The following is a 13790-nucleotide window of genomic DNA, read 5'->3' as shown; positions in this document are numbered from 1 at the left end:
AGTCACTGAGTGACGGGTTGCGCTTTGATGAAGGCGGTCTCGTAACCGAGTAATTTAACTTTTTCTAGCGTTTGTTGAGTCAGGGCATCGTCATTAAATGGCCCTAAAAATACGCGATGACTGCCATTCACACTGTCTACAAAGCTTTCAACCGTCAATGTTTGACTCAATTGTTCGGATAAAGTTCGTATTCTTTGCTCTGATTTTGCAGAGGCAACTCGGATGAGATATTGAACCTTCTTTTTCTGTGGTGACGTCGTGATGGGTTTATCGATGGTGATGACTTCGATAGCCACATTCGCAGTCCCGGTTTGAACTACACCCAATTTGTAAGCGGCAGCGTAACTTAAATCAATAATTCGTCCCTCATGAAAGGGACCGCGATCGTTTACCCGAACGATCGCAGTTTTTTTGTTATCTAAATTCGTTACTTTAACGTAGCTGGGTAACGGCAACGTTTTATGGGCGGCCGTCATCGAATACATGTCGTAGATTTCACCGTTGGATGTCAGATGTCCATGAAACTTTTTTCCATACCACGAGGCTTGGCCTTTCTCTGTAAATCCTTTGGCCTCTTTGACAATGGTGTAGTTTATGCCTCTCAAAGTGTAATTCTTGTTGCCGCCCAAACTATAGGGTTCGTATTGCGGATGTGCATCTTCAATATGCTCAACCGAGAGTGGCGTGTTAGGGGCCACGTCGTCTGTTATTGAATAGCGGCTTGAAGAGCTACAACCGATGAGAAATAGACTCGTTAATATAAAGATAAATAGGGAGTTTCTCATGCTTAGGTTGCCTTAGAAAATGCTTTTCGGTGAGTGTGGATAGACATCAGTATGCCAAAGCCAGCCATGAGAGTGACCATGGATGTGCCACCATAGCTGATGAGAGCCAAGGGAACACCAACCACGGGTAAAATACCACTGACCATACCTATATTTACAAAAACGTAAACAAAGAAGCTGAGTACAATACTTCCAGCCATCATTCGGCCGAAAGCCGTTTGTGCGTTGCTCGCGAGGTATAGACCACGTCCGATGATAAAGAGATAAATAGCGAGTAAACACAAGATGCCAATCATGCCCCACTCTTCAGCAATGACGGCAAAAATGAAGTCGGTGTGCCGCTCAGGTAAGAATTCAAGTTGCGACTGTGTGCCGTGTAGCCATCCTTTTCCTGACAACCCACCAGACCCAATGGCTATTTTACTCTGAATGATATGATAACCTGCACCGAGTGGATCGGATTCCGGATTGAAAAGTGTTCTGACTCGGGTTTTTTGATATTCACGCATCAGAAAGAACCAAAGCACAGGTATGAAGCCACCCAAAGCCACGGCGGCAGAAAAAATGATTCGCCAGCTTATTCCAGATAAGAAAATGACAAAAATGCCGGAGGCTGCAATCAATATTGAAGTGCCAAGATCGGGCTGCTTCGCGATTAGCACGGTAGGGATAAACACCATTAACAGCGAAACGACTAGGGTTTTAAAGGTGGGTGGAAGAGAACGTTTCCCTATGTAGCGAGCGACCATGAGAGGCACTGCGAGTTTAAGCAATTCTGAGGGCTGAAAACGAACAAAGCCTAAATTTAACCAGCGCTGAGCTCCCTTGGACGATTCGCCAAAAAACAGCACGCCGAGCAACAGCAGTACGCCACAGAAAAACATAAAGGGTGCAAGAGACTCATAAGTTCTTGGGGAAATTTGAGCAAGAAAGATCATCACACCAAGAGCCAGTACCATGCGCATGGCTTGGCGATCCATCATAGTTAAGCTCTGACCGCTGGCGCTGTACATCACGACCAGCCCAAACCCCATCAATAACAAAATACCCAGCAGTAATGGCAAGTCGATGTGCAAGCGCTCAAAAAGCGCTCGATTTTGTCCTGTTGAAGGATCCAGTTCCATTATTTTTCAGCCTCTTTACCTAGAATGGCGCGGTCAAATATTTTCCTAACAACGGGTCCACCATTGCCAGAACCTCCCCCTGCGTTTTCGAGTACCAGAGTGACAATAAGCTGCGGGTCATCTACAGGCGCAAAGCCTGTGAATAGGGCATGGTCACGAAGGTGTTCGGCTAATTCATCGGCCTTATACACTTGGTTTTCTGCCAAGCCAAACACTTGCGCAGTTCCAGATTTTCCAGCGCTGACATATTTCATATTGGTAAATGAACGCCGTGCGGTTCCTTTTTTGCCGTGGTTTACAAGACGCATGCCATTGATTGCGATGTCCCAGTAGCGTTTCGGCACCCCTTCGATCGGTGGCGAAGTTTCTAATTCTGAAAGCTCTTGCCTGCTAAACTCTTCACCATTTTTGAGCGTCGAACGCAATAAATGCGGCGCAATCACTTTGCCGTGATTAACCAGCACGGAAGTCGCTTTGGCAATTTGCATCGGTGTTGATGTCCAATACCCTTGGCCAATGCCGACCGGAATCGTATCACCTTGATACCAAGGGGTTCGGTGACGTGCCATTTTCCACTCACGCGTTGGCATGTTCGCTTTGCCTTCTTCGTAAATGTCTAAACCTGTATAGTCACCAAAGCCAAATTTCATCATCCAACTAGAGAGACGATCAATACCCAAGTCGTAGGCGATTTGGTAAAAGAAGGTATCGACAGACTCTTCGAGTGCCTTATTAATGTCCACTCGACCATGTCCCCAGCGCAACCAGTCTCGGAAGGGCCGCGTTTTGGAGTTTGGTATTACCCAATAGCCAGGATCATTACGTGTTGTTGTTGGGGTTATAACCCCTTCTTGAAGTGCAGCGACGGCAATAAAAGGTTTAATCGTTGAGCCGGGAGGGTAAATACCAAGTGTCGCTCGATTGACTAACGGGCGGTCTGGGTCATTGAGAAGTTCGTTGTAGGCGGCGCTAGAAATACCATGTACGAATGGGTTTGGATCGTAGCTTGGACTTGATGCCATGGTAAGGACACCGTTATCTTTTGGATCGAGCACTACAATTGAACCTCGACGGCCATCCAACAACTTGTGCACATAAAGCTGCAGATCAATGTCCAAGCTTAATACAATGTCTTTCCCTGCCACGGGAGGGACGTATTTTAAGGTGCGAATGATGCGTCCTCGGCTATTGACCTCAACTTCTTGGTAGCCAGCCGTGCCGTGCAGCACATCCTCATAAAAGCGTTCAATCCCCAGTTTGCCAATATCACGAGTGGCTTGGTAATTGGCTGAGCGCTCTTCGCGTTCTAGACGTTCCATATCTCGGTCATTGATTCTGGATACATAACCGATGACATGAGTGAGAACTTCACCATAGGGGTAGTAGCGCTTTAAGCTTGCGCTTACTGATACACCGGGAAACTTGTGCTGATTGACCGAAAAAATGGCCACTTCTTCTGGTGTTAACTGTGTCAAAAGCGGGACTGAATTAAACCGGCGTGTCTGACGACGCTCTTTTTCAAAGGTGGCAATTTTTTCTGGTGAGATGGTTAGGTATTGCTGTAAGCGCGTGATCGTATCATCCATATCGCGCACTTGCTCAGGTGTGATCTCTAAGTTGAATACTGGGCGGTTTTCCGCTAGTAGCACACCATTGCGGTCATAAATTAACCCTCGATTAGGCGCAATCGGGACGATTTTGATTCGGTTATCATTGGATCGCGTTTTGTAATCTTGATATTGGTTAATTTGAATATGGTACAAATTGGTAAGCAGAACGCCCACCAGCATGATGATCGCAATAAAAGAGACAATTGCTCGGTTGCGAAACAGCCGAGCTTCTGATTGGTAGTCACGAATTTGGCTACGCTTACGTAACATGAATAGTTATTCTCGGTGATAAGGGTGATTAGCCGTAATACTCCAAGCGCGGTACAAACTCTCTGCCATGACCACTCGAACCAAAGGGTGAGGAAGTGTCAACGGCGAAAGCGACCAGCTCTGCTCTGCGACGGCTTTGCATGCAGGAGAAAGCCCTTCAGGGCCACCAATTAAAATCGATACATCACGGGCATCGAGCTTCCAACTTTCAAGTTGTTCCGCCAGTTGTTCGGTATCCCAACGTTTACCTGGAATATCGAGAGTAACAATTCGATTGCTTTTTGGCACGGCCGCGAGCATAGCTTCGCCTTCTTTTTGCAAAATTCTTGCAATATCCGCATTTTTGCCACGTTTGCCCGCTTGTATCTCCACTAATTCAAGCGGCATATCGTGTGGAAAACGTCGGCGGTACTCTTGAAAGCCTTCTTCTACCCATTTCGGCATTTTGGTACCAACGGCAATCAACTGAATTTTCAAAACTTAACTCCAAAGTTTTTCAAGCTGGTACAGATCACGGTGCTCTTCTTGCATAACATGCAACATGCTGCTGCCCATGTCTAGCACGACCCATTCGCCTTCACTTTCGCCATCCATACCCAGTGGTTCCATGCCCACTTTTTTGACTTCAGTGGCGACATGTTCGGCAATCGAGGCTACATGTCGTTTTGATGTGCCTGTGCAAATGATCATGTAATCGGTGATGCTAGATTTTCCCTTAACATCTAAGGTTTTGATATCAATGGCTTTCATATCGTCGGCTTTATCGGCAAGAAAGTCTTTCAATTCGTGGTGTTGCAAGCGTCATCTCCTTTAAAAATTGGTCTGGTTACTGACAAAATGGCGCGGAGTATAACATGCCTTCAAGCCAACTTTGATACAACGGACTGTGGCAAGCAAAATTCAACACTGATTTGCTGCAATATTGGCCAAGTTGAGGTTTCATACTGAGTTTTAGTTACTCTTTCGGCTTGGGTGAGTAATGCAATCAGCTGTTTGAGTTTATCTCTCGATAGTCTTTTTAAGCTTGCCGCGTACCAAGGTCGCTTGGATTGCCAAATTCGGTACTTATCAAAGATTGAGCCAATCGGCATCTGGGTTAAATCTTGATGCATTTGCAGCAGCAGTAGCAGCTCTTTTTGTAGGCTACGTATCAGAATCACAGGCTCAGTGCCTTCGGTAATGAGCTGGCGTAAAATACGTTGTGACCGATTCGCTTGCCCTTCGAGCAGCGCATCGACCCAGTGAAAGACGGTGAAGTGGTTATGTCGGCTTAATGACTCTTCTAAGCGGATCAGCGTCAGTAAGCCATCTGGATAGAGTAGCGCGAGTTTTTCTAAGCTTTGAGATAGTGCGAACAGATTGCCTTCATGCCATTGCGCCAGCATCTGCACTGCTTCTTGATCAGGTTTTAGCCCCAATGCGCGGCAGCGCATCATGACAAATTGTGGCAGTTTGCTGATATCCGGGGTTAAGCAACTCACCCAACATCCTAGGCTTGAGAGTGTCTTAAACCATTTAGTGCTTTCTTGTGCTTTGGTCAATTTCTCACCGATGATCACAAGTAGTACGTCAGGATGAAGCGATTGACCTAGGGCGACGAGCTCTTTCGCTGTTGCCGCATTTGCACCCGTTTCAGGTAATTCAATTTCAATGATTTTTTTGCTGGAAAATAAACTTAAAGCTTGGCAGCAGTCATAGACTTGATCCCAGTTTAAATGGGCATCGGCACTGAAACGATGGCGTTCTTCAAATCCTTGTTCTAATGCTTTTTTCTCTATCGCCACGCGTGATTCTTGCAGCAATAGCGGTTCGTTGCCAAACAGTAAGTAAAGCCCCATCAAGGGCTTGTTTAAGTGATCGGCCAGCTTGTCAGCAAATATTCTCATTACTCGCCTTTAGTTTGTCGCAGGAGCCGTGAATTGTGACGGTTCACTTTCCACGGTGTTTATCTCATAGGCCTGCTGGTCTGTTCGCTGCTGTTCATTTTCTTGTTGTTCAAGTTGATGTTCATTCGCTGCAATATCGGCTTTTAGACGTGCCATTTGGCGTAAAATTTGAGTTGCGGCTAGTTTGCGCATCTCATCTTCAATCATGTCTCGCTCTACCGATTTAGCGAGAGCGGTTAATGGGTTATCAAGATAGCTACGAGTTACACTGGTTGAAAACGTTTTCATGCCCAACTCAGGTAGTGTGACACGATACGATGCTTTAAAAGTGAGTTCTTTTTCTGCCGCACGAGTATTTTGATAGAGCGAGAGTGTCCGTTCACCAACACTCTCGCCTATAAGATGGATGTTCGGCACCGTTTCTGAGGGGGAAACAATCTCAATGTCACTCATTCGTAATTGATTTTTTACCATACGAGTGAAGGTACTGTATTGGTCGTAGCTGGTGACAGAGACTCGATTGAGTTCTTCGGGAACGGAGTAATCACCACGCAGATGAAAGCCGCAAGCGGAGAGTAGGCTGCTCATAATAACAATTAACGATAATTTCAGAGAGTAAGACGAAATTTGGCGCATTAGGGTTAAGTTCTCATATATTTAGGTGACTTATCTTAGCGCTCTATAGCTCTGTGGGTAAGAACGCTAAGATAAATCAACAGGGCAGCGAGCTACCCTGTTGATAAACCAGTTATTACGACATTAGGCTGCGATATTAGTTCGCAACGATGTTCAGTAACTTACCTGGTACATAGATAACTTTACGAACGGTTAAGCCATCCGTAAATTTCATGACGTTCTCGTCTGCTAAACCGAGTGCTTCAACCTGATCTTTACTTGCATCAGCGGCTACGGTCAGCTTACCACGAAGTTTTCCGTTAACTTGTAGGACGATCAGTTTTTCATCTTCCACTAGGGCGGATTCGTCGTAGGTCGGCCACACGGTATTATCTACATCACTCTCACCCAGTGCATTCCACAGTTCAAAGCTGATATGAGGAGTGATTGGGTAAAGCATGCTGACAACCGCTTTTAAAGCCTCGTCGAGAATGGCCCGATCTTGCATGGATTCTTGTGACGCTTTAGTGAGTTTATTCATCAACTCCATAATCGCAGCAATGGCGGTATTGAACGTCTGGCGGCGTGCAATATCGTCAGTCACTTTGGCGATGGTTTTATGCACATCACGACGCAGCGCTTTTTGTTCACCAGTAAGAGAGGCGCTATCTACCGCTTCAGCCACACCTTTAGCGCTATGTTCTGCAACCAGTTTCCAGACGCGTTTTAGGAAGCGGTTAGCACCTTCTACACCAGACTCTTGCCATTCAAGCGTCATGTCAGCCGGAGAGGCAAACATCATGAATAGACGAACCGTATCGGCGCCATACTTATCAACCATCTCTTGCGGGTCGATACCGTTGTTTTTCGACTTAGACATTTTGATCATGCCTGAGTGCTCAACGTTGCGGCCTTGGTTGTCTACGGCTTGAGTGATGCGGCCTTTACCGTCGCGTTCCACTTTTACGTCAGTTGGCGCTACCCACTCTTTGGTGCCTTTCTCGTTCGTGTGGTAGAACGCATCTGCCAATACCATGCCTTGGCAAAGTAGTTGCTTGAAAGGTTCATCTGAAGTGACATAGCCTGCATCACGCAATAGCTTATGGAAGAAGCGTGAGTAGAGCAGGTGCATACAAGCATGTTCAATACCACCGATGTATTGGTCTACTGGTAACCAGTAGTTTGCCTTCGCTGGGTCTAAAATATCGTCCGCTTGTGGTGAACAGTAACGAGCGTAATACCAAGATGACTCCATAAACGTATCGAAGGTATCGGTTTCACGTAGTGCAGGCTCGCCATTAAAGGTGGTTTTGGCCCATTCTTTGTCGGCTTTGATTGGGCTAGTTACACCATCCATCACAACATCTTCTGGTAGAATGACGGGCAGTTGATCAATTGGCACTGGGTGAACTTGGCCATCTTCAGTGGTCACCATAGGAATCGGCGCGCCCCAGTAACGTTGGCGAGAAACCCCCCAGTCACGTAGACGGAAATTAACAGTTTTCTTGCCTTTACCTTCAGCCTCCAGCTTGGCTGCAATAGCATCAAATGCTGCTTGGAAGGCTAAACCATCAAATTCGCCAGAACCAAACAGGACTCCTTTTTCAGTGTACGCAGCGCTAGAGACATCGACTTCAGAGCCATCTTCTGGTTTGATGACTGGAATGATGTCTAGGCCATATTTGGTGGCGAACTCAAAATCACGTTGGTCATGAGCAGGTACGGCCATCACCGCGCCTGTACCGTAATCCATCAGCACAAAGTTGGCGATATAAATAGGCACTTCACGACCATTTAAAGGATGAATGGCCGTTAAGCCTGTATCCATGCCTTTCTTTTCCATGGTCGCCAGTTCAGCTTCTGCAACTTTAGTGTTCTTACATTCGTCAATAAAAGAAGCTAAAGCAGGGTTATTTTGCGCTGCAATGGTCGCTAATGGATGACCAGCCGCAATGCCCACATAAGTGACACCCATCAAGGTATCAGGGCGAGTGGTATAGACGTCGAGATCTGAATGACCGTTGACACCAAACTTGAGCTCTACGCCTTCTGAGCGACCAATCCAGTTACGCTGCATGGTTTTGACCATTTCAGGCCAACCCTCTAAGTTCTCTAAATCGTCCAACAGTTCTTGTGCGTACGCGGTGATCTTAATAAACCATTGTGGGATCTCTTTTTGTTCTACTGGTGTATCACAACGCCAGCAGCAGCCATCTTCAACTTGCTCGTTAGCGAGAACGGTTTGGTCGTTTGGACACCAGTTAACGGAAGAGGTTTTCTTGTAGACTAAGCCTTTTTGATACAGCTTAGTGAAGAACTCTTGTTCCCAGCGGTAATATTCTGGCGTGCAAGTGGCGAATTCACGGCTCCAATCGTAGCCAAAACCCAGCAGTTTTAACTGGTTTTTCATGTACTGAATGTTTTCGTAGGTCCAAGGCGCTGGTGCCGTTTTGTTTTTTACAGCCGCATTTTCAGCGGGTAGGCCAAATGCGTCCCAACCAATGGGCTGCATAACGTTTTTGCCTTGCAGACGTTGAAAACGAGAGACTACATCACCGATAGTATAGTTACGCACGTGACCCATGTGCAGTCGGCCACTTGGGTATGGGAACATAGAAAGACAGTAGAATTTTTCTTTATTTGGGTCTTCACTTACAACAAAGGTCTTGTTGTCATCCCAGTGCTGTTGAACTTTTTGTTCAATATCTTGCGGGTTATATTGCTCTTGCATCGATGATATCCGGTTATCTTGGAATTTGTGAGTTCGGTTAGAACAGAGTCTAATAGATCGACATAGAATACCTAAAGCAGGGGTACACAACAATAGCCAATCTGGTTTGATGGAGGTGGGTGATGCCAAAACGTAAAACAAGTTACGAAGAGATTGTGGATGACGTGATTGAAACGCTCAAACATAGTCCTGATGAAATGTCCCAAGTTTTGCAGACATCAGGTAAGGTTGTTGATGCTGCCAATAATCTCACCAAAGATGAATTGGCGCTTATTTCTGCCTATGTAAAAGCGGATCTCAAAGAATTCGCGGATAGCTTTGAAGAGAGCAGAAGCAGCCCATTTTCATTGATGATTACCAATTCAATTTGGCAGGGGCTTTTTGAAATCACCGATAAAACAAAAGTGGAATGGGTGGAATTGTTTCAAGATTTAGAACGACAAGGTTTGTATCAAGCGGGGGAGATGATAGGCCTTGGGATGTTAGTGTGTGACCATTGTGGGCATAAAACCCAGTATAATCATCCAACTGAAATTATGCCTTGTATTCAATGTGGGCAAACGGCTTTTACTCGTCAGCCATTAAAACCTTAAGTGTTGCTGATAGAAAACCTCAAAAAGGCGCTGAAATGCGCCTTTTTGAGGTCAAGAATGAGGTGAGTGACGTCTTGTCCATCCGACGATCAAACTGAGTAACACCCAGACGTAGAGCGGCCAAGTGCCGACAGCGTGATACGGCGTCTCTCCTTTGGTCGACGTGATGGTTGCTTTCAATACGGCCGTTTCAAATTGTGGGATCTGCTGCGTTATTTTACCTTTGTGATCGGTCACGGCGGTGACACCATTGTTGGTTGAACGAATGAGCGGTTTACCCAGCTCTAAAGCTCTCATCCGAGCAATCTCCATATGTTGCAATGGGCCATTTGAATGCCCAAACCACGCATCGTTAGAGAGGGTTAAGATAAAATCTGTTTCATCAGTGACATTTGCTCTGACTTGTTCATTGAAGATGATTTCATAGCACAGTGCCGCGGCTAGGTGTCTACCCTTGGCAATCAGATTCGGTTGAATATAGTCACCACGGCTAAATGAAGACATCGGCAAGTTGAAAAAGGGTGCGATGGGCCTGAGCCAATCTTCAAATGGCACAAACTCACCAAATGGCAATAAATGATGCTTATGGTAGCGAGCGTCAGAGTCATAACGGTAGTCGCCATAAGGGTTGGTGCCAAGTACCAGAATGCTGTTGTAAAAAGATCGCTCTGGGCTTTGGTTGAGCACGCCTGTGACAATCGCACTGTCGTTCATTTTTGCCGCAGAATCTAAGTTACTCAAATAGGAAGGGATCTCGAATTCAAATGCGGGAATCGCCGCTTCTGGCAATACAATAATATCCGCGTCCCAGTTTTCTCGACTGAGATCGGTGTAGGCCATAATGGTTGGCCAGCGCTGATTGGGAAGCCATTTTTCCGCTTGCTTAATATTACCTTGAATCAGTGCGACGCGAGTTTGTGTGCTGGGATCGGGAGTGACCCAATCGAAATTGCGTAGTCCAAACCCCGTCGCCAATATGGTCAGAGGAATGAGCACGAGTATCCAAGAGCGCTTAAGCCACGTCATGGCTAGAGCGCTAGAACAGAGGAGCGTGAAGAAGGTGACCAGCTCAACGCCTCCCAGTGGTGCGAAACTGGCAAGCGGGCTATCAATTTGACTATAACCAAGCCATAACCAAGGAAAGCCGGTCATGACCCAGCCTCGAAGCCAATCGGTAATTAGCCAAAGCGCAGGGGTGGCTAATAAAAAATGGCTAATAGTGTTACGGCGGAAAAAACGGTTGAGTAAGCCAGCGAAAAGCCCAGAATAAAGGGCTAAATAACCGACCAGTAATGACATCAGGAACAGGCTGGCAATTTTGGGCATACCACCAAAGGTATCAATACTGACGTGCACCCAACTGATGCCAAAAGCAAAAAAACCTAAGCCCCAGCAGTAACCGATCCACGCTGCTTTTTTAGCTGGTTGCTGATTAATGAGCAACGATAGCAACATGGGGGTGAGTATGGCCAGCGGCCAAAACTGATAAGGAGCAAAAGCGAGTGGGGTTAATGCGCCAACAAAAGCGGCCGCAAGCGGCCGCATTAGGCGATGAAAAAGTGTTTTAATCATCTATCTCATTCTGCTGATGTGAATGGGGTTATGTCACTCTTCTGCTATCACTGGAAGTGATTCAAGATCAGGAATAGTGACTTGCAGTTGAACCACTCGGCGGTTATCTGCTGCGGTGACTTTAAAGCTGTATTTGTCGATCTCTACAACTTCGCCACGGCTTGGCAGGTGGCCAAAGGCCGTCATCACCAATCCCCCTACAGTATCCACTTCTTCATCGCTGAACTTAGTACCAAAGGTTTCGTTAAACTCTTCGATGGTGGTCAGCGCTTTAACTGCAAAAGTATGTTTGCTGAGCTTACGGATATCCAATTGTTCTTCATCATCGAACTCGTCTTCAATGTCGCCAACGATCTCTTCCAAAATATCTTCAATGGTCACTAAGCCAGACACGCCGCCGAATTCATCCACGACGATCGCCATGTGGTAACGCTCCTCTCGGAACTCCTTCAATAAGCGATCAACCCGTTTACTTTCTGGTACCACGACTGCCGGGCGGATCACTTCTAAAATGTTAAAAGGTGCACTGTCTGAACCTAAATATTTGAGTAAGTCCTTCGCTAGTAGAATGCCTTCAACATGGTCTTTATCTTCACTGATCACTGGATAACGTGAGTGCTGAGCATCGGTGATCAGCGCAATTAAGGTATCCAAGTCATCGTTTTTATCGATAGTGACCATCTGTGAGCGTGGGATCATAATATCACGCACGCGCATCTCAGAAATCTCCATCACACCTTCAAGCATATCTCTTGTGTCATGGTCGATAAGGTCATTGATTTCAGAGTCGCGGATCACATCTACAAGCTCTTGGCGATCTCTCGGATCACCTTGAAATAATTGGCCTAGGCGTTCAAAGAAGGACTTTCTACTCGGACCTTCAGAATTCTGGGGGTTATCTTCGTTCATTGTTTCTCTAATTTTCCTCGCTATCAGATGTGTGATAGCACACGTATCGTACCGACTTTAGCGGTACTAGCTTCATTGTCTGGAGCTATTCCTTCTCAGCAATATACGGGTCTTCAAAGCCCATTTTTTGCAGAATTTCAGTTTCAAGAGATTCCATCTCTTCGGCTTCATCATCATCGATATGATCATAACCTAGCAGATGTAGACTGCCGTGTACAACCATATGAGCCCAGTGTGCCATCAACGGTTTTTGTTGCTCATCGGCTTCTTGTTCCACCACTTGGCGGCAAATGACAAGGTCACCGAGCAAATCCAACTCTATGCCCGGAGGCATCTCAAAAGGGAAGGATAGCACGTTGGTCGGCTTATCTTTTCCTCGATAATCGCGATTGAGCTGTTGACTCTCTTCGGAATCAACAATTCGCACAGTGACTTCCGCTTGTTCCTGAAATGGGGTCACCGCGTGAGTTAACCAATGGCTGAACTCATCAAAAGTAGGTAACCCTTGCTCATTTTTGACCGCTAATTGTAAATCTAGTTCGATACTCATTATTCACCAACGTTTTTTGTTGCGGTTACTGCATTCACTTCAGTAGAAACATCCACAGACTTTATTTCTCGCTCTTCACGACGACGTTGCTCTTGAGCTTTACGCTCTTTTTGGTCCTGAGCTTCCCATTTTTCGTAAGCGTTGACGATACGAGCAACCACTGGATGACGTACGACATCATCAGACAAAAAGAAGTTGAAGCTGATTTCGTCAACTTCATTGAGCACTTCAATGGCATGGCGAAGACCTGAACGAGCGCCACGCGGCAAATCGATTTGTGTCACATCACCCGTAATTACGGCTCTTGAATTAAACCCAATCCGTGTCAGGAACATTTTCATTTGTTCAACGGTAGTGTTTTGGCTTTCATCTAAAATAATAAAAGCATCGTTGAGCGTACGTCCGCGCATGTAAGCGAGTGGCGCAACTTCAATCACATTGCGTTCAATGAGCTTTTCTACTCGCTCAAAGCCAAGCATTTCAAACAACGCGTCATAAAGCGGTCGTAGGTACGGGTCGACTTTTTGGCTTAAATCACCGGGTAGGAAGCCCAATTTTTCACCTGCTTCAACCGCCGGGCGTGTTAACAAAATTCGACGAACTTCTTGGCGCTCTAGCGCATCAACTGCAGCGGCAACGGCTAAGTAGGTTTTACCTGTCCCTGCAGGGCCAATACCAAAGCTGATGTCGTGCGTCACCATGTTAACGAGATACTGAGCTTGGTTAGGCGTACGCGGTTTGATCAGCCCTTTTTTGGTCTTAATGAAGACTTCTTTGCCATGTTGAATACTTGATTCAGACGGCTGCTCAAGGATCCCTGAATCTTTGATGGCTAGATGAATTTGCTCTGGTTCGATATCGGGAATTTGACCACGTATGGGTGAGGTATTAACGTACAAAGATTTGATAATATCCAACGCAGCAGCGGCAGTGTGTGGTTTACCGACTATGGTGAAAAACTGGCTGCGGTGATTAATTTCAACACCAAGACGGCGTTCTAATTGTTTGATGTTGTCATCGAATGGACCGCACAGGCTAGCAAGACGGCGGTTGTCTGAAGGTTCTAGATCTATCTCTAGCGTAACAATTTTATTGCTCAATGTTGCCTCTCAGTTTGCCATGGTACAGTGCCCGATTATGATCGA

At 46.2% G+C, this 13790-nt stretch carries 13 protein-coding genes; 1 reads left to right on the top strand and 12 read right to left on the bottom strand.

What is annotated here, in order from left to right; all coding sequences use genetic code 11:
• Window positions 1-2: 2 nt before the first annotated feature.
• The 8 genes from AACV12_RS08505 to leuS all read right to left on the bottom strand — a co-directional run bounded on the left by AACV12_RS08505 (window position 3) and on the right by leuS (window position 9021).
• Entirely contained in the window at window positions 3-785 is a 783-nt protein-coding gene (locus AACV12_RS08505; RefSeq protein ID WP_170900171.1) for a septal ring lytic transglycosylase RlpA family protein, read from the bottom strand.
• A gap of 2 nt (window positions 786-787) precedes the next feature.
• Entirely contained in the window at window positions 788-1909 is a 1122-nt protein-coding gene (gene rodA / locus AACV12_RS08500) for a rod shape-determining protein RodA (RefSeq protein ID WP_013857338.1), read from the bottom strand.
• Window positions 1909-3789, bottom strand: coding sequence for a penicillin-binding protein 2 (gene mrdA / locus AACV12_RS08495; RefSeq protein ID WP_013857337.1), 1881 nt, complete (start codon window positions 3787-3789; stop codon window positions 1909-1911). Before mrdA ends, rodA begins: the two co-directional genes overlap by 1 nt.
• A gap of 6 nt (window positions 3790-3795) precedes the next feature.
• Window positions 3796-4266 carry a 23S rRNA (pseudouridine(1915)-N(3))-methyltransferase RlmH gene (rlmH, locus tag AACV12_RS08490; RefSeq protein WP_170900170.1) on the bottom strand — a complete coding sequence of 157 codons (471 nt, stop codon included), beginning with the start codon at window positions 4264-4266 and terminating at the stop codon, window positions 3796-3798.
• Window positions 4267-4269: 3 nt separating this feature from the next.
• Window positions 4270-4587, bottom strand: a complete 318-nt coding sequence (gene rsfS, locus AACV12_RS08485) for a ribosome silencing factor (RefSeq protein ID WP_013857335.1) — start codon at window positions 4585-4587, stop codon at window positions 4270-4272.
• Between the two features lie 62 nt (window positions 4588-4649).
• Entirely contained in the window at window positions 4650-5675 is a 1026-nt protein-coding gene (gene holA / locus AACV12_RS08480) for a DNA polymerase III subunit delta (RefSeq protein WP_013857334.1), read from the bottom strand.
• Window positions 5676-5684: 9 nt separating this feature from the next.
• The gene (locus AACV12_RS08475; protein ID WP_013857333.1) at window positions 5685-6311 is read right to left on the bottom strand and encodes an LPS-assembly lipoprotein LptE; all 627 of its coding nucleotides are present in this window, start codon (window positions 6309-6311) and stop codon (window positions 5685-5687) included.
• Between the two features lie 136 nt (window positions 6312-6447).
• Window positions 6448-9021 (bottom strand): leucine--tRNA ligase, encoded by a 2574-nt coding sequence (leuS, locus tag AACV12_RS08470; protein WP_094132785.1) that lies wholly within the window; start codon window positions 9019-9021, stop codon window positions 6448-6450.
• 122 nt (window positions 9022-9143) lie between these two features.
• On the opposite strand from leuS, the gene AACV12_RS08465 reads away from it, so the two are divergent.
• Window positions 9144-9614, top strand: a complete 471-nt coding sequence (locus tag AACV12_RS08465; RefSeq protein ID WP_029388304.1) for a zinc ribbon-containing protein — start codon at window positions 9144-9146, stop codon at window positions 9612-9614.
• Window positions 9615-9665: 51 nt separating this feature from the next.
• On the opposite strand, the gene lnt is transcribed toward AACV12_RS08465, so the two are convergent.
• From lnt to AACV12_RS08445, 4 genes are all read right to left on the bottom strand, one after another.
• On the bottom strand, window positions 9666-11186 hold the full coding sequence (gene lnt / locus AACV12_RS08460; protein ID WP_170900169.1) for an apolipoprotein N-acyltransferase: 1521 nt from the start codon (window positions 11184-11186) through the stop codon (window positions 9666-9668).
• Between the two features lie 33 nt (window positions 11187-11219).
• Complete coding sequence (gene corC, locus AACV12_RS08455; protein ID WP_010317353.1) at window positions 11220-12095, bottom strand: CNNM family magnesium/cobalt transport protein CorC; 876 nt, start codon at window positions 12093-12095, stop codon at window positions 11220-11222.
• A gap of 85 nt (window positions 12096-12180) precedes the next feature.
• Window positions 12181-12645, bottom strand: a complete 465-nt coding sequence (gene ybeY, locus AACV12_RS08450) for an rRNA maturation RNase YbeY (RefSeq protein WP_017043445.1) — start codon at window positions 12643-12645, stop codon at window positions 12181-12183.
• The gene (locus AACV12_RS08445; protein ID WP_013857328.1) at window positions 12645-13745 is read right to left on the bottom strand and encodes a PhoH family protein; all 1101 of its coding nucleotides are present in this window, start codon (window positions 13743-13745) and stop codon (window positions 12645-12647) included. The genes ybeY and AACV12_RS08445 overlap by 1 nt, the downstream gene beginning before the upstream one ends.
• Window positions 13746-13790: the final 45 nt, after the last annotated feature.

Source organism: Vibrio sp. 2-2(8), assembly GCF_963888495.1.
Taxonomy (GTDB): Bacteria; Pseudomonadota; Gammaproteobacteria; order Enterobacterales; family Vibrionaceae; genus Vibrio; species Vibrio anguillarum.
This window is presented reverse-complemented; position numbering and strand designations above follow the sequence as displayed.